This window comes from Paraburkholderia sp. GAS199, from assembly GCF_050436585.1.
GTDB lineage: Bacteria > Pseudomonadota > Gammaproteobacteria > Burkholderiales > Burkholderiaceae > Paraburkholderia.
The window spans coordinates 923924-948420 of the sequence record NZ_JBNDMM010000003.1 but is presented as its reverse complement, the minus strand read 5'-3'; the positions used below and the strand labels follow the sequence as shown (position 1 = coordinate 948420).

Here is a 24497-nt window from a genome sequence, read left to right as displayed (position 1 = left end):
GCACATGAAAGCATCGAACAGCGCGGCTTCGTCTTCGTCATCCGCTGCGCGCGCGCCGCAGTTGCCGCGCGCCGCACAAGCCGACATCGGACTGCTGCTCGAAGGCACCTTTCCGTACGTGAGCGGCGGTGTGTCGAGCTGGGTCAACCAGATCATCCGGGCATTTCCGGAGTACACGTTCGCGCTGTGTTTTCTCGGCAGCCGTCCGCAGGATTATCCGAAGATGTCGTATGCGCTGCCCGATAACGTGGTGCATCTGGAGAATCACTATCTCTACGATTTCGCGCCGCCGCCGATGATCCAGCAGCATGCGGGCGACCCCGCCGCCTTCATGCAGGCCGCGCAGATGCACGACAAGCTGCGCAATCCCGCCATGCGTCAGGCCGCCGGGCGCATGCTCAAGGACATGCTCGACGACCTGCGGCCCGGCGGCGCACTCGGCGAAGAAGCGTTCCTGTATTCGAAGGAATCGTGGGCGTACCTCACCGACCAGTACCGCCAGTTCTGCACCGATCCTTCTTTCGTCGATTACTTCTGGACCGTGCGGATCATGCACAAGCCGCTCTGGCAACTCGCGCGCATTGCCGAGGGACTGCCCAAGGTGAAGATGTTCCATACGGTGTCGACGGGCTACGCGGGTTTTCTGGGCGCGCTGCTGCGCTACCGCAACGGCCGCCCTCTGCTGGTTTCGGAACACGGCATCTACACGAAGGAACGCAAGATCGACCTGTTCCAGAGCCAGTGGATTCGCGATAACCGCAGCATCTTCGAGCGCGACGTCTCGCAGATCGGCTATTTCCGCGACCTGTGGGTGCGTTTCTTCGAAACGCTCGGGCATGTGTGCTACGACGCGGCCGAAGACATCATCGCGCTCTATGAAGGCAATCGCCGCCGCCAGATCATCGACGGCGCGCCCGAACACAAGACCGCCAACATTCCGAACGGCGTGAATCTGCCGCGTCTCGCGCCGCTGCGCGCGCAACGTGCCGCACAGGTGCCGAAAACGCTCTGTCTGATCGGTCGCGTGGTGCCGATCAAGGACATCAAGACGTTTATCCGCGCGATGCTGACCGTGGTGCGTCAGATGCCCGAGGCCGAAGCATGGATCGCCGGTCCCGAAGACGAAGACGAGTCGTACGCGAACGAATGCCGCGCGCTCGTCGAGAGTCTGGGTTTGCAGGAGAAAGTGAAGTTTCTGGGTTTCCAGAAGATCGACGAGTTGCTGCCCAAATGCGGCGTGCTGATCCTGAGTTCGATTTCCGAAGCGCTGCCGCTCGTGGTGCTCGAAGGTTTCGCGGCGGGCGTGCCGTCGGTCACCACCGATGTGGGCTCCTGCCGTCAGCTGATCGAAGGACTGGAAGGCGAAGACGCGGCGCTCGGCACGGCCGGCCGCGTGGTGCAGATCGCCGATCCGCGCGCGCTCGCCGAAGCCGCGCTCGATCTGCTCGACGAAAAGAACTGGTACGCCGCGCAGCAGGCCGGCATCAAGCGCGTGGAACGCTTTTACACGCAGGATCAGATGGTCGGCTCGTATCGCGAGTTGTATGCGCGGCTCACCGCGCAGGCGGATATCGCCGAGCCGGATGCGCCGCATCAGGCGTTCGCGTCGCTCGCGCACTGAACTCACACGGAACAGCCATCATGGCCGGAATCGGATTCGAACTGCGCAAGATGCTCCGCCGCAATACGCTGCTGGGCTTGATGCAGGCCTACACGTACGCGGGATTGATCGGCGCCGGGCCGTGGGTGCTGTCGATCGTCGGCATTCTGCTGATCGGCGTGCTGAGTCTGCCCTTCGTTCTGCCGACCGGCCTCATCACGCAATTCCAGGTGTCGGTCACGTATCTGATTTCGCTCTCGCTGATACTCACCGGTCCGCTGCAACTCGCCTATACGCGCTTCACGTCGGATCGGCTGTTCGAAAAACGCGACGACCTCGTCCTGCCGAATTATCACGCCGTCGTGTTCGTGGTGACGGTGGCCGCCGCAGTGCTCGGCGCGCTCGCCGTGGTGCTGCTGTTTCCGCAGCAGACCGTGGCGTACCGGCTGTTGATGCTCGCGGGCTTCGTGGTGATGAGCAACATCTGGATCGCGACGATCTTTCTGTCCGGCATGAAACAGTATGTGTCGATCATCGTGGTGTTTTTCATCGGCTACAGCTTCACCACGTGCGCCGCGCTCGCGCTCAATCGCTTCGGTCTGACGGGTCTGCTCTCCGGCTTCGTGAGCGGCCAGACGATCCTGCTGGTCGGCCTGCTTTCGCTGATCTACCGCGATTACCGCAGCGATCATTTCATCTCGTTCGAAGTGTTCTGGAAGCAGTACCGCTACCCTTCGCTGATGCTGACCGGCCTGCTCTACAACCTCGCGATCTGGGTCGACAAATTCATGTTCTGGTATTCGCCGGGTACGGGGCAACCGGTGATCGGACCGCTGCGCGCATCGCTCATCTACGACATCCCCGTGTTTCTCGCTTACCTCGCGATCATTCCCGGCATGGCGGTGTTCCTGATGCGTATCGAAACGGATTTCGTCGAGTACTACGACGCCTATTACGATGCCGTGCGCGAAGGCGCGTCGCTGCAACACATCGAACGCATGCGCAATGCGATGGTGGAAGCGCTGCGCAACGGCATCTGGGAAATCATCAAGGTGCAGACCATCGCCGCGATGATGCTGTTCGCGGCCGGCACGGTGCTGCTCTCGTGGCTGAAGATTTCGACGCTCTATCTGCCGCTGCTGTATATCGACGTGATCGCGGCCAGCATGCAGGTGGTGTTCATGGGCACGATCAACGTGTTCTTCTATCTCGACAAGCGCAAGATCGTGCTGTGTCTCGTCGCGGGCTTCGTGCTGCTCAACGTGATCTTCACGGCGATCACGCTGGCGCTGAATCCGGCGTTTTACGGCTACGGCTTCGCGGGCTCGCTGCTGGTGGTGGTGCTGGCAAGCCTGTATCTGCTCGACCGCAAACTGGAGTCGCTAGAATACGAGACCTTCATGTTGCAATAGCGTCTCTCCCCGATGAGCTTACCGACCGATTCCGAACGCACGGCACGGGCCAATGCGGCCAATTCGCTGTTTGCTTTTCTCAAGGCGCTGCCGCTCGGCGACAGGCTGATCGAAGGTAGCGTCATGGCCGTGCAGGCCGTGGCGGGCGCCAGCCTCGCGTTCGGCATCGGCCACTGGCTGCATGCCGAGCAGGCTTTCTGGGCGGCGATTACCGCGATTGCCGTCAGCCAGCACAGCTATATCGACACCCGCAATCTGTCGCGCGACCAGTTTATCGGCGCGATGGTGGGCGCGATCTGCGGGCTGGTCGGCGCCGCGTTCGGCGCGGGCCATTTCGCGGCCTACGCGGCGACCGTCGCCGCGGCGATCCTCGTATGCTGGACGGTCAACGTGGGCAGCGCCGCGCGGCTCGGCGGCATTACGGCGACCATCATGCTGCTGGTGCCGGGCATCGGTTCGCCATGGGACCGCGCGCTGTTGCGTCTGGGCGAAGTCACCCTCGGCACGATCTGCGCGCTGCTGGTGACCTTCATCATGGCGAGCATCGAAAAACGCTGGCTGGGCCGGCCGGAGAAAGCCTGAGGCTCGCGGCCGCAGCCGCAGCCGGAATAGCGACGCCGCGCGCGTCAGTTCACGCTGCCCGCTTCGTCGTCCCCGTTCGTATCCTGCGGCTGGCGCCGGTAACGTCCCGGCGTCACGCCGATACTTTGCTGAAACGCCTTGCCGAACGCCGCTTCGGATTGATACCCCACCGCCTCGCCGATTTCCGCCGAACTGCGCTGCGTGCGGCGCAGCAGATCGCAGGCGATCGTCATACGGATGCGCGTCAGAAAGTCCATGACGGTCATGCCGGCGCGTTCGCCGAAATGCCGCGCGTAAGTGGCGCGCGACATGGCCGCGAGATCGCCGAGTTCGGCGATGGTCCAGGGGTGTTCGGGCGCCGACAGCATGCCCTGCACCGACGCGCCGAGCCGTGGGTCGGCCAGCAAGGCAAGCACGCCCGACGCCGCGGCATTCTGCTCGCCGTACACCCGTAACGCCATCGCGAACAAGGCATGACTGAGCGCCGTGACGATGGCGAGCGCACCGGGCAAGCGCCGCTCTGACTCCGTGCGCATGAGCGCGATGACCGTTTGCAGCGCGTCCAGCGTGTGGCTGCTGCCGAGCGAGACGTGGAACGGATCGGGCAGCGCATTCAGCAGCAACGCGGACGACCCCGGCGCGTAAATGAAGCGGCCGCACAGCAGGTCGACATCGGCGGAATTCGCGGCGGCCGGATCGGCGTCGACGCTGTTGCGCCGTACCGGCAACATGCCGTCGTGGCCTAGCGTGAGCGACGCCCCGTGAGTCGAGCGCTGCGCGTCGCGTATGCGGTGCGCGGCGCCACGCGGAAACAGCATGAAGTCGCCTGCCCGCAGCGGCACCTGCGTACCTTCGGTGGTCTCGACGACACAGGTGCCGTCCAGCACGAGGTGAAACGGAGCAATGCCCGCTTCGAGCGGAGCGTGGTCGATATCGAAGCCGCCTTTGAGCAGGCAGCGCAAATCGAGGCTGCCTTGAGGGCGCGCCAGGTCGATCAATCGGCTAAGCGTATCCATGAGACGATCGCGCTAAATGTTGAGCAAAACGAGTATTCAGGATATCGGCCGACAGCGCAATACTTTCTCCATGGCGCAAGCAACCGCGGCGCCCGGCAAACAAGGAGCACTGTCATGTTGAACTGGATCGATTACCGTAAAGAACTCTATGGCCGCATCGGCGAGATCGCAAAACTGTCGCCGGATACCGTCAAGGCGTATCAGGCCATGTCGGGCGCCGGTCAGAAAGCCGACCTGCTCGGCGCGAAAACACGCGAACTGATTTCGCTGGCCGTGGCCGTCGCGCTGCGCTGTGACGGCTGTATTACCGTCCACACCGCCGAAGCCCTCAAGCACGGCGCGACCCGCGAGGAAATCGCCGAAGCGCTGGGCGTGGCCATCGCCATGAACGCGGGCGCGGCAATGGTGTATTCGGCGCGCACGATGGACGCCGTGGCCGCGTACACCACGCAGACTGCCGCGTGATGATGGCCGAGGGGCGGCTGATAGCTGACTGACGTTGACTACAACCGCCGGCGCGTCAACTGGCTGGCCCGAAGGTTTTTAGGCTGGCCAGTTCGGACGGAGAATTCGGTCGACCGGCCGGGCGCGCGGCTTGCCGCTTATGCCGAGCCCCGCCGTCCGACTCACTTACTTCGCAAAGCGCGCTTCTTCCAGCTGTTTGCGACGTCCCTCGCCCTGGCGCGCCAGCATCCAGCCAGGATATTCGGCCGGCAGCGTGCTCACCTGATCGAGCTTCGCCAGATCGTCGGCGGTGAGCGACACGCCGGTTGCGGCGATGTTGTCGTCGAGCTGCTCGACCTTTTTTGCGCCGACGATCACCGAAGTCACGACGCGCTGATGCAGCAGCCAGGCCAGCGCGATCTGCGCAACCGACACGCTTTTCGCCTCGGCGATGTCACGCATCACGTCGATGCAGTCGTACGCGCGCTCGCGATTCACCGGCGGAAAATCGAACGTGGTGCGGCGGCTGCCCGCTTCGCCCTGCTGCTCGCGTCCGTACTTGCCGCTGAGCAGGCCGCCCGCGAGCGGACTCCACACCATCAGACCGAGCCCTTCCGAATGCAGCATGGGCACGAGTTCGCGCTCCAGGTCGCGGCCCGCCAGCGTGTAATACGCCTGCAGGGTTTCGAAGCGCGCCAGACCGTGACGCTCGGCAATACCGAGCGCCTTGACGATTTGCCAGGCAGCCCAGTTCGACACGCCCACATAACGCACGTGGCCGTGCTGCACCAGCGTATCGAGTGCGCGCACGGTTTCCTCGATCGGCGTGGCCGGATCGAAACCGTGGATCTGGTACAGGTCGACGTGATCGAGTTGCAAACGCTTCAGGCTTGCCTTCACGCCTTCGATGATGTGATAACGCGAAGCGCCGCGCGCGTTCGGAAAGTCGGCCATCGGACCGAACACCTTGGTGGCGACCACCACCTTGTCGCGCGGCACCTTGAGATTCTTCAGCGCCTGACCCGTGATCTGCTCCGACAGGCCTTCCGCGTAGACGTCGGCGGTGTCGATGAAATTGATGCCGGCGTCGAGCGAGCGGCCGATCAGCCGTTCCGCGTCCGCCTGTTGCAGATCGCCGATCTGCTTCCACATGCCTTCGCCGCCGCCGAAGGTCATCGTGCCTAGACATAACTCTGAAACAAACACACCGGTACGGCCCAACTGGTTGTATCGCATCGTTCGAAACTCCATCGTGGATTCGTGGACGGGTGAGCCATAAAGAGTACTGTAGTTGGCCGCTTCGAGCAGCGAGCCCCGCGTGCCGCTTACGGTTAGTAAGGGCATCGCGTTTGCGCACGAAACCGGCAAACGGCTAAACGCCCTGGCGCTGACGGGCAGACGCGAAACCTGCGAAACTGGCTTCTGCCCACGGATTGTCGTGCAGGTCCTGCGCGACTCTGGATATGGCGCGCCACGCCCCCATCTATGCGCGTATGAGATCAGTGACGGCTTCGGCCACGACCCAGTCTTCGAGTTCCGCCGCGCCGCATGCGGCCGCCGGCACCTGCGCGCAGCAAGGGCCGCAGCACGGCGACGGCCCGGCGCAAAGCCCGGACACGTCGGCTGCTCTGGACGGCTTCCACCCCGCCGTCGCGAACTGGTTCCGCAAGACTTTCGCGACGGCCACCGGCGCTCAGGCCGCCGCGTGGCCGCACATCCGCCGCGGCCGCTCGACGCTGGTCGCGGCGCCCACCGGTTCGGGCAAGACCCTCACCGCGTTCCTGTCCGCGCTCGACGACCTCGTGCAGCAAGGGCTCGCCAATGGCGGCAGCTTGCCCGACGAAACGCTGGTGCTGTACGTCTCGCCGCTCAAGGCGCTCTCGAACGACATTCGCCTGAACCTGCAATTGCCGCTGCAAGGCGTGGCCGCCGAACTCGCGGCGCTCGGTCTGCCGCAGGTCGAAATTCGCACGGCCGTGCGGACCGGCGACACCACGCAGCAGGAGCGCAACGCACTGAAAAAGCGCGCGCCGCATATTCTCGTGACGACGCCGGAATCGCTTTACGTGCTGCTCGGTTCGGACTCGGGACGGCGCATGCTCGCCACGGTGCGCACCGTGATCGTCGACGAAATTCATGCGCTGGCCGGCAGCAAGCGCGGCAGCCATCTCGCCCTCAGTCTCGAGCGGCTCGACGCCTTGTGCGAGCGCCGTTTGCCCCGCATCGGCCTTTCCGCGACACAAAAGCCGATAAGCGCGGTGGCGCGTTTCCTGGTGGGCGGCGCAGGCATCGACAGCGGCATCGGCTTCGATGCACCCGAGACGTGCGCGATCGTGGACGTCGGCCACAGTCGCGCGCGCGATCTGGCGCTGGAGATTCCGCCCGTCCCGCTCGAAGCGGTCATGCCCAACGAAGTGTGGGAACGTGTCTACGACCGCCTCGCCGAACTCGTCGCGCAACATCGCACCACGCTGATTTTCGTCAACACGCGACGCATGGCGGAGCGTGCCGCGCGTCATCTGACCGAACGGCTCGGCAAGGAAGCGGTGGCCGCGCACCATGGCAGCCTCGCGAAGGAACAGCGTTTCGACGCGGAACAGCGCCTGAAACGCGGCGAATTGCGCGTGCTGATCGCCACGGCGTCACTCGAACTCGGTATCGATATCGGCGACGTCGATCTGGTCTGCCAGATGGGTTCGCCGCGCGCCATCGCGCCGTTCCTGCAGCGCGTGGGCCGATCGGGGCACCACGTCGGCGGCACGCCCAAGGGGCGGCTTTTTCCCACCTCGCGCGACGATCTGATCGAATGCGCGGCCCTGCTCGACTGCGTGCAGCGCGGCGAACTCGACGCGCTGCGCGTGCCGCGCGCGCCGCTCGACGTGCTGGCGCAGCAGATCGTGGCCGAGGTGTCGAGCCGCGAATGGCGCGAAGATGCGTTGTTCGAACTGGTGTGCCGCGCCGCGCCCTACGCCGGCCTGCAACGCGAGCAATACGACGCCGTGCTGCGCATGCTCGCCGAAGGCTATACGAGCCGCCACGGTCCACGCGGCGCGTACCTTCATCGCGACGTGGTGAGCGGCACGCTGCGCGGCCGGCGCGGCGGCAAACTGGTCGCCGTGACCTCGGGCGGCACGATTCCCGAGAACGCCGATTACGCCGTCGTGCTGGAACCGCAAGCGGTCAATATCGGCTCGGTGAACGAAGACTTCGCGGTCGAAAGTCTGGCGGGCGACGTGTTCCAGCTCGGCAACGCGTCGTATCGCATTCTGCGTATCGAAAGCGGCCGGGTGCGCGTGGAAGATGCGCAAGGTCAACCGCCGAACATCCCATTCTGGCTCGGTGAAGCGCCGGGGCGCAGCGACGAGTTGTCGTTCGGCGTGGCGCGTTTGCGCGAGCAGATCGCGCATCGGCTCGACGAAGATCCGGACGCGGCGCAGCCGGCGTCATCCATGGCCGCGCGCATCGACGATACGATCGGCTGGCTCGTCGCCACGCTCGGACTCGACGAAGCCGCGGCGCGTCAGATCGTCGAGTATCTGGCGCGCGCCCGCGCCGCGCTCGGCGCGCTGCCGACGCAAAACACGCTCGTGATGGAGCGTTTCTTCGACGAATCCGGCGGCACACAACTGGTGATTCATGCGCCCTTCGGCAGCCGCGTGAATCGTGCGTGGGGCCTCGCGCTACGCAAGCGCTTCTGCCGCACCTTCAATTTCGAATTGCAGGCGGCCGCCACCGAAGACGCGATCGTGCTCTCGCTGACCGGCAGCCATTCGTTCGTCCTCGACGATGTCTGGCGCTTCCTGCATTCGAACAGCGCGGAACATCTGCTCATCCAGGCCGTGCTCGATTCGCCGCTGTTCGGCGTGCGCTGGCGCTGGAACGCCACGACGTCGCTGGGTCTGCCGCGTTATACGGGCGGCCGTAAAACCGCGCCGCAACTGCAGCGCATGCGCAGCGAAGATCTGCTGACCAGCGTGTTTCCGGAACAGGCGGCGTGTCTGGAAAACGTAGTGGGCGAGCGCGAACTGCCGAGCCATCCGTTAGTGGACCAAACGGTCGACGACTGTCTGCACGAAGCGATGGACAGCGAAACCTGGCTCGCACTGCTGCGCCGCATCGAGCGGGGCGAACTCGCGCTGGTGGCGCGCGATCTGCCCGCGCCCTCGCCGCTCGCCGCGGAAATCCTCAACGCGAAGCCCTACGCCTATCTCGACGACGCGCCGATCGAGGAGCGTCGCACGCAAGCCGTGCTGAACCGTCGCTGGACCGATCCCGCTTCCGCCGACGACCTCGGCGCGCTCGACGCCGACGCGATCGACAGCGTGCGCGACGAAGCCTGGCCGCAAGCGCGCAACGTCGACGAAATGCACGAGGCGCTGACCGGTCTCGCCTGCATCACGGCGGCCGAAGCGCGCGATCAGGCAGACTGGCCCGCCTGGCTCGATGCGCTCGCGCAGGCGGGCCGTGCGGCGCGCCTGAACGTGGCACCCGACACGACGCTCTGGCTGCCGGTCGAACGGCTGCAGTGTTTCGCCGCGCTTTATCCAGGCATGGCGTTCGATCCGGCGCTCGCCGCGCCGAAGGGCTACACCGCCGCGTGGAGCCCCGACGACGCGCTGCTCGACGTGCTGCGCGCGCGGCTCACTGGCTTCGGTCCGTTGCCGGTGCGCGCCATCGCCGATGCGCTGAACCTGCCGTCAACGGTGGTCGCGCAAACGTTGACGCGTCTCGAAAGCGAAGGCTACGTGATGCGTGGACGCTTCACGCCGGGTGCCGACGAAGAGGAATGGTGCGAACGCCATCTGCTCGCGCGCATACATCGATACACCGTGAAACGTTTGCGGCGCGAGATCGAACCCGTGGAGCGCCACGATTTCATGCGCTTTCTGTTCGCCTGGCAGCATCTGACACCCGACACCCGCAGCGAAGGACGCGATGCGCTCGCCGCCGTGCTCGATCAGATGGAAGGATTCCAGGCGGCGGCCGGCGCATGGGAAGACGACATTCTGCCCGCGCGGGTCCGCGCTTATTCGAACACTTCGCTGGACGAACTATGTCGCGCCGGCAAGATCGTCTGGACCCGTCTGACCGATCGCGCGCGCGGCTCGGCGGGACCGGTGCGCAGCACGCCCGTCGTGTTGCTGCCGCGGCGTCAGGTGAATAGCTGGAGCGCACTGGTCGATTCGTCGAAACCGGCGGAACTGTCGGCGCGCGCGCAGAGCGTGTACGACGCGCTGTCGCAACACGGCGCGATGTTCTTCGACGAATTGCTGGGCGAATTGCACGTGCTGCGCATCGAACTGGAGAACGCCCTCGGCGAACTCGTCGCGGCGGGACTCGTGAATTCCGATAGTTTCGCGGGCTTGCGCGCGCTGCTCAAACCGGTGGCAAAACGCAACGCGTTTTCCGGCAGTCGACGCGCCCGCGCGAATTCGAGCGCGCTGATCGGCGGCATGGACGACGCCGGCCGCTGGGCGCTGGTCAACCGTCGCAGCGCGGCACCCGTCGCGACCGAAGCCGCACCGAACGCCGCCGCGTCGCGCGAGCCGCGCCGGCAACTCGCGCCCGACGTCCTCGAACATGTCGCGCTGACCCTTCTGCGACGCTACGGCGTGGTGTTCTGGCGCCTGCTCGAACGCGAGGCACCGTGGCTGCCGCCATGGCGCGATCTGCTGCGGGTTTATCAACGGCTCGAAGCACGCGGACTCGTGCGCGGCGGCCGCTTTGTCAGCGGCCTGGCGGGCGAGCAGTTTGCGTTGCCGGAAGCGATTCCCGTGCTGCGCGAAATACGTCGGCATGCGAACGATAGTGCTTTTATCTGCGTGGCCGGCACCGATCCGCTGAACCTCGTCGGCACCTTGCTGGTGGGCGACAAAGTGCCGGCTGTCACAGGCAACCGCGTGCTGTTTCGCGATGGCGTGGCGGTGGCGACGCTGGTCGCGGGCGCCTTCTGGTTTCAGCCCGACGTGGAAGCGAATCCGGCGCAGCGCGAGCAGGCGCGCGCCCTGCTCGCGCGTCGTTTCTGAATCGCGGCAAGGCGATTCATGATGCGGCACGCGGCAACGCCGACGGCGCGCGCTCGTGAAACCATTGCAAAAGCGGTTTTTTCATCGAAAACCCGCGCGGAGCCCTAAAGCCTGAGGCTTTCGGACCGTTAATGTTTATAAGCCAGAACCCCGGCCGCTTCGCTACAATGGGGTCAGTCTTACGTCTGATGAAGACTGTCTGCCGGCGCCGCCTATGCGGAATGACCGGCATACACCGCCCGGGGATCACATGAACGACGACCAACACGAACAGGTGCTTTTTGCCCAGTTTGGCACTAGCAGCCCATGCTGGCGTTTGTCCACCGACAGCAACGCGCTGGAACTCACGCCCGTTAACGGCGACGCGCCCGCCAACGTCGCCATTCCGCTGAATCCCCAGCAGGCCGCGCAAATCCGCTGCCTCACCGGCATCACCTCGCACGTCGTGCTCGACGTGCGCATGTTCGGCGAACCGCTGCGCCTGCATCTGGTGGGCAAGAAACTGTCGGGCAGCACGTGGGCCGGCACTGCCTCCGCTTATGACGACACCGAATCCGTCGCGCGCGATCTGATGCACGGTCTCTCGTTTGCCGAGCAGGTGGTGTCCGAAGTCAACTCGGTGGTGGTGATCGTCGACCGGCATGGCCGCATTCAACGCTTTAACCGGCTCGCCGAAGAACTCACCGGCGTCAAGGAAGAAGACATCGTCGGGCGCAACGTGTGGGCGCTCTTCATGAGCACGGAGTCGGGCGCGGCGTCGAGTCAGAACATCACGGGCTTCTTCAATCGCGGCGTGTCGTATGAAGTCGAACGCCGCGTGAAAACCATTCACGGCGAACGGCTGTTCCTGTTCCGCAACAAGTTCGTGCAGAGCGGCAGCGGCGTCGAAGAACAATTCCTGATCTGTTCCGGCACGGACATCACCGAGGAACGGCTGGCGCAAAACCGCCTCACCGAACTGGCGAACACCGACTCGCTCACGGGCCTCGCCAACCGCAACGCGATCCAGGACCGGATCCGCGCCGCCATCGAAGAGGCACAGGAAGGCGAAACGGTCGGCGTGCTGTTTCTCGATCTCGACAACTTCAAGAAGGTCAACGACCACTACGGCCACGTATTCGGCGACCGCCTGATCCGCGACGTCTCGGCCACCATCAGCGCCTGCCTGAACGAAGGCGACACGCTCGCGCGCCTGGGCGGCGACGAATTCATCGTGCTGGCCGCCAAAGGCACGGCGCACGAACTCGAAGCCACCGCGCAACGCATTCTGGAGCGGCTGCGCACGCCGTTCAGCGTCGGACTCGTCGAGGTGTACACGGGCTGCTCGATCGGTATTGCCGTCTGTCCGGAACACGGCGACAGCCTCGAATCCCTGATCCGCTCGGCCGACACCGCGATGTACGTCGCGAAAGACGAAGGCAAGCGCACCTACCGCGTGTTCTCGCCGGACATGAACCGCAAGGTGGCCGAGTACATGTGGCTCGACACCAACCTGCGCCGCGGCCTCGAAGAAGGCCAGCTCACCCTGCACTATCAGCCCAAGCTCGCGCTCGCCACGGGCGTCGTGCAGGGCGCCGAGGCGCTGGTGCGCTGGAACTCGCCGGAACGCGGGCAGATCATGCCCAACGAATTCATCCGTTACGCGGAAGAATCCGGGCTGATCGGCGTGCTCGGCCGCTGGGTGATGGAAACGGCCGCGCGGCAGGCCGCCAAATGGAAGGCGGACGGCTACAACCTGCGCATTGCCATCAACGTCTCGGCGCGGCAACTGGTCGACACCGCCGTGGTGCGGCATTTCAACGAGGCGCTGCAACAGGCGAGCCTCGACCCGTGTCTGATCGATCTCGAACTCACCGAAAGCTGCCTGATCGAAGACGAAGCGGCCGCGATCGATCTCATCAAGCAGTTCCGCCAGCTCGGCGCGCAAGTGCATCTCGACGACTTCGGCACCGGCTATTCGTCGCTCTCGCAACTCGGCCGCATTCCGCTCGACGTCATCAAGCTCGACCGCAGCTTCGTGCGCTCGATCAACGCCGACACCAAGGCGCAGGCACTCGTGCGCTCGATGGTGGCGGTCGCGCAGGAACTCGATTTCAAGGTCGTCGCCGAAGGCATCGAAACCGAATCGGAAGAAGTGTTCATGAAGGGGCTGGGCGTCGAATACGTGCAGGGATTCCTGTACGGTCAGGCCATGCCGGCCGCGGATTTCGAACGCTGGCTGCAGGACAGGCAGAAGCTCAGACTGATCGCCTGAGCTTCCGTGCGGCGGGTGGTGATGCGTTCATGCGGTCATACGGTGTGGTGTGAAGCAGTTCGCCCGGTAGCGGTTCAGGCGAAGTTAGCGGCGGTCACGGCCGTTTGACGCAGGTTCGAGGTGCGGCGATTCTGCAGCATCACCAGCCGTTCCATGAAGGCCAGATCCTTCTCTTCGATGGTGAAGGCGGCGTCCACCCAGTCCTCGGTAATTTCCATCAGCTCGGCGCGCGAGAGCTGCAGAACGCGCTGGCGGGCGCGCAGCATCGCTCGAATGCCGTTCATTTTCGGCCGCAGCGTGTCGATGAAGGTGCGCGTAGCCACGTACGCATCGCCCGGCTGGAACAACTGGTCGACCAGACCCTTGCTGTGGTGCCACTCGGCCGTGTGCGATTCGCCCACGCCGATCAGTTCCTCGGCGAGCCGCATCCCCGCCTTGCGCGCCACCAGCGAATAGCCGCCCATGCCGGGGAACAGGTTGAAGGCGATCTCCGGAAAGCCCATGCGCGCGTCGGTTTGCGCCAGCAGGAAATGGTGCGCCAGCGCTGCCTCGAAGCCCCCGCCGAGTGCCGTGCCCTCCACCATCGCAATCGAAATCGCCCCCGTGTCGAAGCCGCGCGCTGCCGCATGAACACAATCCACACAGGCGCGCGCATACGACATCAGCGCATGACGGCGACCCGAGCGGATCGCGTCGGCGAAGAAATCGAGGTCGCCGCCCACGTTGTACATGGTCGGAATCAGCGAGCCCGTCACCCAGAAATCGATCGGCAATCCGGACTCCCGCGCGGCCTGCGCGAGACCCAGAATGTCATGCACTAATTCCAGATTAAAACAGGGGCGTGGTTGCGCCCGCAACATCATCCACATGACGTTGCGTCCTTCTTCGTAATAGGCGGAGACTTGCGACAGATTGCCGGCTTCGAGGAACGGGCGGCAGGCGTGGTGGTTATGCAGATTCATTTTGGCGGTCCTTTTGAGGTTAAACACTGGCATTGCAATGTGAGCCTAAATCAGACCGCTTTGAGTTGGGAGCGGGGTAACTAACAGAAGAATGCAAAGCGTCCTTGAATCCCCGCCAGATGGCGCTTTGCGGGCAGCGTGGCCGCGCGCGAGGCGGTCCGCAGCGATCACGCGAGCGCAAACGATTGCGCACTGAAAATGGGCGAAATTAGCCCGGAATTGGGCAAACGCCGTTAAAGCGGCTGATTGGCGGATCGAAGCGGAATTTATTGCTGCCAGCCAAAAAAGGCTGAAACGTCTTTCAGGAAAATACGATCGAAATTATTAATATTGGATAATTATTTTTGTCGTTCGTGGTCTGGCAGACGGAATATCTAATTCGCATATTCAAACGCGGACGACAGCGACGCCGTCCGCGCTCGAAGCGATTTATTGCAGTTGCGCCGACCAGTCGTCAGCCTGTTGCGCGCTCATGCCGACCGCGAGCGCGGCCGCGCGAATCTGCGCCCAGGTGGCCGGATCGACGGGCACGCCTTCGGCTTCGCGCTGCGCGCGCTTCACCCGCTCCGGTTCGCCCGGCTCGTAGATATGATCGGTGCCCGCGGCCAGCGGCGACGCCTTCACCCATTCGATGAACGCATCCGCTTCGGCTTGCGCGTCCGGGGCATCGAACGCGGCGGGATCGATGATCACCGAGAGCATGCAATTGATGATCGCGTTGGTCGTACCGAGCGTGCCGGTGTGCGTGGTGAATCCGCCCGACAGCGCGCCGCCGAAAATCTCGCACATCGCGGCGAGCCCGAAACCCTTGTGGCCGCCGAAAGGCGTGAGCGAACCGAACGGCGCTTCGTGCATCACCTTGGGTTCGAGGGTCGGGAAACCTTCGTGGTCGATCAAGGCGCCGGGCGGCACGTGCTTGCCCTGGTTATAGGCGACGCGCGTCTTGCCGTACGCCACCGTGCTGGTGGCGAAGTCGAGCACGAGCGGCGGCTTGCCGGGCCGCGGATACGCCGCGCAGAAGGGATTCGTGCCGATGCGGCGGTCGGCGCCGCCGAACGGTGCGACGAGCGGATCGCCCGCCACGTTGACGAAATGAAACGACACCAGCCCGGCGCGTGCGCACTGCTCCGCCCAGTGACCGATCCGGCCAATGTGATGCGCGTTGCGCAAGGCGACGGCGCAGATGCCGAGACGCTTGGCGCGCTCGATACCCTGCTCCATCGCCTCGTAGGCGACCACCTGACCGAAGCCCTTGCCGCCCTCGATCGTCAGCACCGCGCCCGCGTCTTTCACCACTTGCGCGTGCAGGTTCAACTGCAACTGCGCGTCGCCGAGCGAATCGACGTAACGCGGAATCATGCCCACGCCATGCGAGTCGTGACCGGTGAGATTGGCGGCCACCAGATGATCGGCGACCAGTTCCGCTTCGCGTGGCGCACTGCCCGCCTGTTCCCAGATTGCCCGCACATAGGCATGCAGCTGGTCGGCCGGAATCCGCAGAGCGGCGGGTTGAGGACCGGGTTGAGCCGCGTCTTGAGCGTTGGCGTGAGCAATCGGGTTGTCGGTCATGGGCAATCGATCAGTTGTGGTTGGGAAATCAGGGTGCGGCGGCGATCACGTCGGCAACGGCGGCGGTCAGTTTCTTGCCGTACGGCACGTGAAGGAATTCGTTCGGACCATGCGCGTTCGACTTCGGACCGAGCACGCCGCACACCATGAACTGCGACTTCGGGAAACCGGCCTTCAGCACGTTCATCAACGGAATCGTGCCGCCCTGACCCATGTAGGCAACGTCTGCACCGTAGTGCTGGCGCGACGCGTCGTTCAGGGCCGTGGCCAGCCACGGCGCGAGATCGGGCGCATTCCAGCCGCTCGCCGCGCCCGCGTCCGGCTTGAAAGTGACCTTGGCGTTGTACGGCGGGTCGAGTTCCAGCAAGGCCTGCAATTCGGCCACGGCCTTTTCCGCTTCGATCATCGGCGGCAGGCGCAGCGAGAGCTTGAACGCCGTGCGCGGACGCAGCACGTTGCCGGCGTCGGCAAGCGCGGGCAAACCTGCCGCGCCGGTCACGGAGAGCGACGGACGCCACGTGGAATTGAGCAGCGCTTCTTTCGGATCGGTGGTGGTAGGCAGTACCTGACGTCCATCTACGCCGCAAGCCCACGGCAGTTTCTTCCAGACGTCGTCGCCGAGAATGGCGGCGGTGGCTTCCGCTTCGCGCAGGCGGTCGGCGGGAATCTGCACGTGAAAACCCTTCGGCAGCAACGTGCCGTTGGCGGAGTCTTCGAGACGGTCGAACAATTGACGCATGATGCGGAAGCTCGACGGCGCGATGCCGCCGTAGCCGCCCGAATGGATGCCTTCGTCGAGCACCTGCACTTCCAGATCGCCGGCGACGAGTCCGCGCAGCGACGTGGTGAGCCAGAGCTGATCGTAATTGCCCGCGCCCGAATCGAGACACACGACGAGACCCACGTTGCCGAGGCGCTCGCGCAATGCGTCGACGTACGGCAGCAGATCGTAGCTGCCGGATTCCTCGCAGGTTTCGATCAGGCCCACGCAACGCGGACGCTCGATACCTTGCGCGTCGAGTGCGGCGAGCGCCGTGATGCTCGCGTAGATCGCGTAGCCGTCGTCGGCGCCGCCACGACCGTACAGCTTGTCGTTTTCGAGCTTCGGCGTCCACGGGCCGAGGTCGTTGCGCCAGCCGTCGAACTCCGGCTGTTTATCGAGGTGACCGTACAGCACGATGGTTTCGTCGCTGCCCGAACGGGTTGCCGCGGATTCGAAGAAGATGACCGGCGTGCGGCCCGGCAAACGGATCACTTCGAGCTTCAGTCCGCGCACCGGTTGCTGTTCGGCCCATTGCGCGGCGTCGGTAATCACGCGCTCCAGATAACCATGCTTGACCCACTCGGGATCGAACGCCGGACTCTTGGCCGGCACCGCGATGTAGTCAGTCAGCGCCGGAACGATCTCGTCGTTCCATTTGCGGTCCACGAATTCGCGCAGCGTGTCGTGATTGATGCGCTGCGTCTGCTGGGTCGTATCGTCGGAGATCATGGTGGCGTCCGTGTCGGATCTGTTCAGTCGAAACGTCCATGATAGTCCTGATGAAGCGACTGCTGAACCCCCGCCGCCTTCGAAGCATGCGCGTGCGCGCACCACGCGTCCGGCCCGATCGCGCCACGGCAGGTGCGGATTCATTCCATTCGCGCGACAATCGCCTGATTGGGCGCGTGCGATTTCGTAAGACGCCCGGCGAACCGGTCGCACGGGCCGTGCGACTAATGGGGAGGAACAACGTTGTGAATGGCAACAGCGTGGCTGGCAACATCGTCGTTCAGGCGGTCGCCGCGGTAATCGCGTTGGGACTGTATTTTCTGCCGTCCATTCTCGCGGACCGGCGCAAGCGCCACGACCTGCTCACGATCGCGTTGTTCAACGCGTGCATCGGCTGGACCGGGTTCGGCTGGCTGCTGGCACTTTACTGGGCGCTGCAGCCGAATCCGCCGAAAAACATTGCCGGCGAAGTGGTCGAAACGCGCAAGCTGGTCAGAATGCGGGCCTTTTCATCGGCCCTGCTGGTGCGCGTGCAACGGCGTGCCGCGTCGCGCGACAGTGTGAAGAAATAAGCGTGAAAAACCGATAGAAAATGGATGCGGCGGCGCTCAGGCCGCGCGACCCATTCTGCCCCACACCACGGAGCCGGCGGGAATCGTGCGCGGTTCCACTCGCACGCTTTCCGGCGAAAACATTTCACGGCGCAATTCGCCGCGTTCGTCGAACCACTCGCAAACCAGCCAGTCGCCCGGATTGAGCGCAACCGGACCTGCGTACGTGACGGTCATGCGAGGACCGCCTTCTTTCAACGTGACGACGTCGCCGACATTGAACCGGTCGGCAGGCGGAATTTGGAGTCCATCAAGGGTGGCGGTCAACATATTCAATCCCCCAGATAACCGTTGAGCGTTATTAAGCCTTTTCGTCGTACTTTTCGACTTTGAAATGGAGCAAAGTTCGAGGCTGTTTGCCTCCTGAAGGAAAGCTCTAAAAGTCCGACCAGATTAACAATCGAATTTAAGCTGGGCAAGTGCTTTTTTATTGATAGCGTTTTCATCGGCAATAGAAAGCTTTCTCCACGACCGAGAAACGCTGATATATCGGGAAAACCCGTAAATACCCCGCCGGAAGCGCTACCCATGCGGCACCGCACGATAGAAACAATTACGGCGACGCTGAAAAACGGTGGGTAGAAAATGCTCGCGCCGTTTGCGGCCTCATAGAAGCGCTTCCACCCGAATAGGGTTTATTCGAGTCGGCGAACAACCCAGGTTACCTATGAACAGGTAAGTCACCGGTAAATTCAGCTTGCCGCTAAATAGTTCTGTTTAAAGTACATAATAATTTTTTACGCAATATTTCTGAAAACGATTTCCGCGAGCCGATTTTTAAACCGGCAGCACCGCGGCACGCAGTACCCGCTGCTGATGCTGCACGAGAAGCACGCTCAGACCGATGCACACGAACATCAGCACCGCGTTGATGGCAAGGCTCACCTGGAAGGCTTGCGCATAGTGCGCGGCGCTAGCGTGGCCGCCGAGCGCGCCGAAAAACGCGCCGCTAATCGCCGCCGTGCCGAAGGCCGAGCCGATCTGCAAGGTCGAGGACACCACGCCGGACGCCAGTCCCGCCTTCTCCGGCACCACTTCCAGCAGGACAATGCGCATGATCGAGGGCAGCAGCAGACCATGCCCGACCCCGGCGCACACCAGACCGCAATAGAACAGCAGGTCGGGGCTGACGGCGCGAGTGGCGGACCAGCCCGTCACCGTGAAGCCGATCGTCATCATCGAGAAACCGAGCGTCAGCACGTGTGCGCCGATCCGCTTGACCACCGCGGGCGAGGTCAATGGCCCGATCACGAAGCCGATGGCGAACGGCATGATCGCGATGCCGGACGCGAGCGGCGTCCAGTGCAAACCGGTCTGCAGGAAAATGCCGTACGTCAGAAAGAACGCGCTGTTGCAATAGAACAGGAACGCGAGCACGAGGCCGAGAGCAAACGCCCGGTTACGGAACAGTTGCAGGTCTACGAGCGGATGACCGCCCGCCCGCTCCACCTGCCGCTCGGTGGCCACGAAAAGCGCGAATACGGGGACGGCCAGCGCGAACATCACGAAGGTCCACGCGGGCCAGCCGGCTTCGCGGCCGTGCGTCATCGGATAGATGACGAGCAGCAGCACGGCGGACAGCAAAGCCACGCCCTTCAGATCGATGCCGGTGTGCGTCGCGGGCTGATTCTCAGGCACGAACTTCCAAGTCCCGATGAAGGCCAGCACGCCGATCGGAATGTTGATCAGAAAGATGATGCGCCAGTCGAGCCCGAACGGATGGTAAGTAATGAGCGCGCCGCCGCCGAGTTGCCCGACGATCGACGACAGGCCGAACACGAAGCCGTACAGGCTCATCACCTTGGTCTGCTGATGCAGCGGCACGACGGCCCGGATGGTCGCGAGCACTTGCGGCGCCATCACGGCCGCGGCGATGCCCTGCACGATGCGCGAGATCACGAGCATGTGGCCGCTCGTCGCGAAACCGCACAGCGCCGACGCCACCACGAACGCGGCCATGCCGGTCATGAACATGCGGCGCCGTCCGAACAGGTCGCCGAGGCGGCCGCCCGTGATCAGCAGCACGGCATAGGCCGAGGCGTAAGCGGAGACGACCAGTTGCAGCTGGGCGTCGCTGGCGTTCAGGCCGGTGCGGATGGACGGCAGCGCGAGGTTGACGATGAAGTAGTCGAGCGGCGCCAGAAACGCGCCGACGAACAGCACGGCCAGCGCAAGACCCTGGCGCTCGAAGCGCGGCGCGGCGCCAATGCCGGATGACGATGGACAGGACTTGATCGACTCAGAATTCATGACTGACCATTCAAAAATTAGGTAAAAAAATTTAGACCAACGCCCGCATGGCCACATCGACGATGCCGGTCAGCGCGTCTTCTTTATGGGCGACGCGGCCGAGCACGCGCAGCCCTTGCATCACGCACAACAGAAAATCGCCGACGGCTTTTTCGTCGAGTGTCGAATTGAATGCGCCGCTCGCCTGGCCGCGAATCACCGAGGCTGCGAGCAAAGTTGCCATGCGGCGCTGGATGGCGGCGACGCGCACGCGCAGTTCTTCGTCGCCGGGCTGCATTTCGAGCGTGGTGTTGGTGATGAAGCAGCTGCGCTCGCCGTTGAGCGCACTGGCGACGCGCGCGTAGTGCAGCAGCGCGTTGCGCAACGCCTCGTCGGCCGGCACGGGCGCGTTGAGGCGCTCGGCCAGTCGCGCAACCGACCCTTCCGCGTAGTGGTCGAGTGCGGCGAGCATGATGCCGTGCTTGTCGCCGAATACGCCGTACAGACTGCCGCGCAGCAGACCGGTGGCCTTGCAGAGGTCATCGATCGAGGTGGCGTGATAGCCGTGATTCCAGAACACCTGGCTTGCGCTGTTCAACACCGTGTCGGTGTCGAACTCGCGCGGCCGCCCCCGCGCGCAGACCTCGCCGCCTTTTTTGGGCGAAGGCCGGGGCGCTCGGACGGCGGATTGCTCCGCCTTCGCCGGTTTCACAGATTTCGTCATGAGGCGGATATTATGACTATCCGTTCAATAAATCAAGGCAGCCCGAATCGCCCTTCCAGCAAGCGGGTTTTGACCCGGCCCGAGACTGGTGCGCGACCGTGCAAAAGCGCGCAGACGCACCGTCTTGCAGCGTTTCCAGCACTGCCGTGGGGCGTTTTAAGCAAAAGCTAAAGAAGTTTCTACGAGTGGTCGATAGTGAGTTCAGGGGCTTTTCCCGCCGTCGGACTGGATCGAAATCCGACGTTCCCTGCTCGGAGAAACGCAGTGACACGTCTCGTTAGCCACCTTGTTGATGCCAGCTTCGCGATCGCGCGACCACGGCCATGAAGCGCAACCTGTTCTTCCGATTTCTCGGACGTCTGCGCGTCGGCCGCAAGCTGGTCCTGATCTATCTGCTCGATCTGAGCGCCGTGCTGTACATCAGCGGCATTCTGATTCACGAGAAGTACATTGCGATCGATTTCTCCAACAAGGAGTTGATCGGCAACGCCTACGTCGGGACCGTTCAGGCCGCGCTCGTCGATTTCGCGCTTGCCGGCGCGGGTCAGCCGCAATCGGCCGAGCGTCTGCAGACCACCGCCGACCGCCTCGCCGACGCCGAGAAACGTTATGGCGCGAATCTCGAAAGCGCGGCGATCAACCGGCGCGTGCTCGACTCGCTCGCCGCCAGCGCGCAACCGCATGCCGGCGCAACGACGGTGGACGAGGGCCTCGAAGCGACGCGCGCGCTGGTGACGCGGGTCGGCAACCAGTCCAACCTCATCCTCGACCCCGATCTGGACAGCTACTACTCGATGTCGCTGTCGATCCTGCGCTATCCGGAACTGCTCGGCGACGTGAACCGGATCGGCCGTCATCTGCACGACGCAGGGTCGAGTCTGCGCAGTGTCCACACCGGGCGCGACGAGATGCGCACCCGCTATCTCGTGCTGGAAGGACAACTCGATGCCGTATTGCAGGGACTGCGCTCCGACTACGCGGAAGCGTCGGCCGCGAACGGCACCCTGACCGGCACGATCGGGCCGTCGGTGGAACGCATGCTCGCGGCCATCGACGCCTATCGGCGCGCCGCCGGCGCGGCCGTCGATGCGGGTCCCGATGCCGCCGCGCTGGCCGCGCTCGACGCCGCCCAGCAGCGCGTGGTGCTGAGCGTCAGCGACGCCTGGACCGTCACCGGCAGTCAGCTCGAAACGCTGCTTCACGAACGCGTGCGCGGCCTCTTCGAGCGCATGTGGCTTCATCTCGGCACGGCCCTCTTCCTGCTGTGCGCGATCCTGAGCATGGTGTATTTCGTCGCGCAACAGATCTCGCGTCCGCTGCGCCAGCTCGCCCGCGTGATGGACACCGTGCGCCGTACGGGCGACCACTCGCTGCGCGCCGACTGGCACAGTCAGGACGAGATCGGCCACCTCGTGCGCGGCTTCAACGACATGCTCGAACAACTCGACCGCGAGCGCGACGTGCAGAAGGAACTGGCGGCCACCGCGCGCGCCTCGGCGGCGCAACACGCGCTCGTGGAGGCAACGCCGGTTCCGATGGTGGTGACGGCCATTCCGGGACACGAGGTGCTGCACGCCAACGGGCCCGCGCTGGCGTGGCTGAACGGATGCGCCGTCGATCCGTGGGGTTTCGGACTCGACTCGGAAGTCCGCGCGCGCTTTTTCCAGCAACTCTCCGACCGCGACGCCGTGGACGAATTCGAAGTACGCTGGAAAGCAGGCAGCGAGCCGACGTGGGCCATGTTGTCCGCGCGCCGGCTCGACTTCCAGGGACGCGACGCCGTCTTGACCGCGTTCACGCCGATCAACCAGATCAAGCTGATGGAGCAGCGCCTCGAGTTGTGGGGCAAGGTGTTCGAAGCCTCGTCCGAGGCGATCCTGATTCTCGATGCACAGCGGCGCCTCGTGACCGCCAACGCATCCTTCTATCGCGCGACCGGTTATCGTGCCGACGACGTTGCCGGCAAGGAGCCCGCCTTCCTGTTCGGCGTGCAGGACCAGGGCGATATTTTCCCTGGCGTGATCGATTCCGTGGACCGCCTGAGCGCATGGCACGGCGAAGCGCATGTCCGCCGCCGTGCGGGCAGCGATTATCCGGCGTGGCTGATGGTCAGCGCCGTGCGCGACCGGCGCGCGAACCTCTCGCATTACATCTGCACGCTGATCGATATCACGGACCGCAAGAAGAGCGAGGCGCGCATCCAGTTTCTCGCCGAGCACGACGTCCTCACGGAACTGCCGAATCGCGAACTGTTCGTCAAGCGCCTCGGCGCCGTGCTCGACAACGCGCGCCGTACGAAGCAGCGCATCGCCGTGCTGTTCATCGACCTCGACCGCTTCAAGAACATCAACGACTCGCTCGGCCATCACATCGGCGACAACCTGCTGCGCTCGGTGTCGCGGCGGCTCCTGCAAGCCGTGCGCAGCAACGACACGGTCAGCCGGCTCGGCGGCGACGAATTCACCGTGATCCTCACCGGCGTCAACCACGCCGCGGATGTCGCCCGTACTATCGAGGAACGTCTCATGCCGCTCGTGCGCCAGCCGCACGAACTGGGCGGCGTCGCCCTGCCCGTGTCGTGCAGCGTCGGCGTGGCGCTCTTTCCGGACGACGGCAACGACATCGAAACGCTGATGCAGAACGCCGACGCCGCGATGTATCAGGCGAAGGCGGCGGGACGCAATCTCGTCAAGTTCTTCGCGCCCGATATGGCCGAGCGCGCCCGCTACCGCCTGACTCTCGAAGCCTGCCTGCGCCAGGCGATCGAGCAGCATGAACTGAAGCTCGCGTATCAGCCGTGCGTCGACGCGCATACGGGCGAACTCGTAGCGGTAGAAGGATTGCTGCGCTGGAACAGTGCGCAGATCGGCATCGTCTCGCCCGCCGAGTTCATTCCGGTCGCGGAAGATACGCGGCTCATCATTCCGATGGGCGCGTGGGTGATCGACCAGGCATGCCGGCAGCTCGCTTCGTGGACCGAAGAAGGTTTGCGCCACCTGCGCGTGTCGATCAATCTGTCGGCCATCCAGTTGAGCGACCCCGACCTGATCGGCACGCTGGCGGGCAGAATCGCGCACTATCGCATCGCGCCCGAGCGGCTGGAACTCGAAATCACCGAGACCGTACTGATGGACAATGCGGAAAACTATCTCGCCACCATCAACGCGATCCGGCAACTCGGCGTAAAACTGTCACTCGACGATTTCGGCATCGGCTATTCGAGCCTCAGCTATCTGAACCGTTTTCCGCTCGATCGCCTCAAGATCGACCGCGCCTTCGTGCACACCATGCTCGATGCGCCGGCCGACCTCGCGATCATTCGCGCGATCATCGAACTCGGTCACGAACTGGGTCTCAGAGTGGTGGCCGAAGGCGTCGAAAGCGAGCATCAGGCGCACATTCTGCGCAGCATCGGCTGCGATGAACTGCAAGGCTTTCTGTTCGCAAAGGCGTTGTCGCCCGAAGATTTCTGGTTGTGGCGCACGGCACGCATGGCCGCTTGAGTGCGAAAAAGACGGATGGTGAATCGGGTGTGTCGTGCTTCGCGCTCGAAAACTGAAACACACTGATTCACTG

Annotated in this window: 16 protein-coding genes; 8 read left to right on the top strand and 8 right to left on the bottom strand. The window is 64.0% G+C overall.

Features of this window, described 5'->3' with window-relative positions:
- Positions 1-4 precede the first annotated feature (4 nt).
- From pelF to P3T18_RS15850, 3 genes are read left to right on the top strand one after another with little or no spacing between them, the layout of a single operon-like run.
- A complete protein-coding gene (gene pelF, locus P3T18_RS15860) occupies positions 5-1621 on the top strand; it encodes a GT4 family glycosyltransferase PelF (RefSeq protein WP_429300859.1) in 1617 nt (538 codons plus the stop codon).
- A 20-nt stretch (positions 1622-1641) separates the two neighbouring features.
- Positions 1642-3012: an exopolysaccharide Pel transporter PelG gene (gene pelG, locus P3T18_RS15855; protein WP_429300858.1), complete on the top strand. Its 1371-nt coding sequence runs from the start codon at positions 1642-1644 to the stop codon at positions 3010-3012.
- Positions 3013-3024: 12 nt separating this feature from the next.
- The gene (locus P3T18_RS15850; protein ID WP_429300857.1) at positions 3025-3594 is read left to right on the top strand and encodes an FUSC family protein; all 570 of its coding nucleotides are present in this window, start codon (positions 3025-3027) and stop codon (positions 3592-3594) included.
- Positions 3595-3638: 44 nt separating this feature from the next.
- On the opposite strand, the gene P3T18_RS15845 is transcribed toward P3T18_RS15850, so the two are convergent.
- Positions 3639-4610 (bottom strand): cupin domain-containing protein, encoded by a 972-nt coding sequence (locus P3T18_RS15845; protein ID WP_429300856.1) that lies wholly within the window; start codon positions 4608-4610, stop codon positions 3639-3641.
- A 114-nt stretch (positions 4611-4724) separates the two neighbouring features.
- Between P3T18_RS15845 and P3T18_RS15840 the strand changes: the two genes are divergently transcribed.
- The gene (locus P3T18_RS15840; protein WP_429300855.1) at positions 4725-5075 is read left to right on the top strand and encodes a carboxymuconolactone decarboxylase family protein; all 351 of its coding nucleotides are present in this window, start codon (positions 4725-4727) and stop codon (positions 5073-5075) included.
- 165 nt (positions 5076-5240) lie between these two features.
- Here the strand turns inward: P3T18_RS15840 and P3T18_RS15835 are convergent, their stop codons facing one another.
- Complete coding sequence (locus P3T18_RS15835) at positions 5241-6290, bottom strand: aldo/keto reductase (RefSeq protein WP_429300854.1); 1050 nt, start codon at positions 6288-6290, stop codon at positions 5241-5243.
- 257 nt (positions 6291-6547) lie between these two features.
- On the opposite strand from P3T18_RS15835, the gene P3T18_RS15830 reads away from it, so the two are divergent.
- Entirely contained in the window at positions 6548-11080 is a 4533-nt protein-coding gene (locus P3T18_RS15830; RefSeq protein WP_429300853.1) for a DEAD/DEAH box helicase, read from the top strand.
- 250 nt (positions 11081-11330) lie between these two features.
- A complete protein-coding gene (gene pdeR / locus P3T18_RS15825) occupies positions 11331-13334 on the top strand; it encodes a cyclic di-GMP phosphodiesterase (RefSeq protein ID WP_429300852.1) in 2004 nt (667 codons plus the stop codon).
- Positions 13335-13408: 74 nt separating this feature from the next.
- On the opposite strand, the gene P3T18_RS15820 is transcribed toward pdeR, so the two are convergent.
- The 3 genes from P3T18_RS15820 to P3T18_RS15810 all read right to left on the bottom strand — a co-directional run bounded on the left by P3T18_RS15820 (position 13409) and on the right by P3T18_RS15810 (position 17357).
- On the bottom strand, positions 13409-14296 hold the full coding sequence (locus tag P3T18_RS15820; protein ID WP_429300851.1) for a crotonase/enoyl-CoA hydratase family protein: 888 nt from the start codon (positions 14294-14296) through the stop codon (positions 13409-13411).
- A gap of 429 nt (positions 14297-14725) precedes the next feature.
- Positions 14726-15865, bottom strand: a complete 1140-nt coding sequence (locus P3T18_RS15815; RefSeq protein WP_429300850.1) for a malate/lactate/ureidoglycolate dehydrogenase — start codon at positions 15863-15865, stop codon at positions 14726-14728.
- Positions 15866-15893: 28 nt separating this feature from the next.
- Entirely contained in the window at positions 15894-17357 is a 1464-nt protein-coding gene (locus P3T18_RS15810) for a M20 family metallopeptidase (protein WP_429300849.1), read from the bottom strand.
- Between the two features lie 260 nt (positions 17358-17617).
- Here P3T18_RS15810 and P3T18_RS15805 point away from each other — a divergent pair, with 260 nt between their 5' ends.
- Positions 17618-17929, top strand: coding sequence for a superinfection immunity protein (locus P3T18_RS15805; protein WP_429301111.1), 312 nt, complete (start codon positions 17618-17620; stop codon positions 17927-17929).
- 36 nt (positions 17930-17965) lie between these two features.
- Here P3T18_RS15805 and P3T18_RS15800 read toward each other — a convergent pair whose 3' ends face one another.
- From P3T18_RS15800 to P3T18_RS15790, 3 genes are all read right to left on the bottom strand, one after another.
- A complete protein-coding gene (locus P3T18_RS15800) occupies positions 17966-18238 on the bottom strand; it encodes a DUF2158 domain-containing protein (protein WP_429300848.1) in 273 nt (90 codons plus the stop codon).
- A gap of 507 nt (positions 18239-18745) precedes the next feature.
- Positions 18746-20218 (bottom strand): MFS transporter, encoded by a 1473-nt coding sequence (locus P3T18_RS15795; RefSeq protein ID WP_429300847.1) that lies wholly within the window; start codon positions 20216-20218, stop codon positions 18746-18748.
- A gap of 31 nt (positions 20219-20249) precedes the next feature.
- The gene (locus P3T18_RS15790) at positions 20250-20921 is read right to left on the bottom strand and encodes a TetR/AcrR family transcriptional regulator (RefSeq protein WP_429300846.1); all 672 of its coding nucleotides are present in this window, start codon (positions 20919-20921) and stop codon (positions 20250-20252) included.
- Between the two features lie 323 nt (positions 20922-21244).
- Between P3T18_RS15790 and P3T18_RS15785 the strand changes: the two genes are divergently transcribed.
- On the top strand, positions 21245-24424 hold the full coding sequence (locus P3T18_RS15785) for a bifunctional diguanylate cyclase/phosphodiesterase (RefSeq protein WP_429300845.1): 3180 nt from the start codon (positions 21245-21247) through the stop codon (positions 24422-24424).
- Positions 24425-24497: the final 73 nt, after the last annotated feature.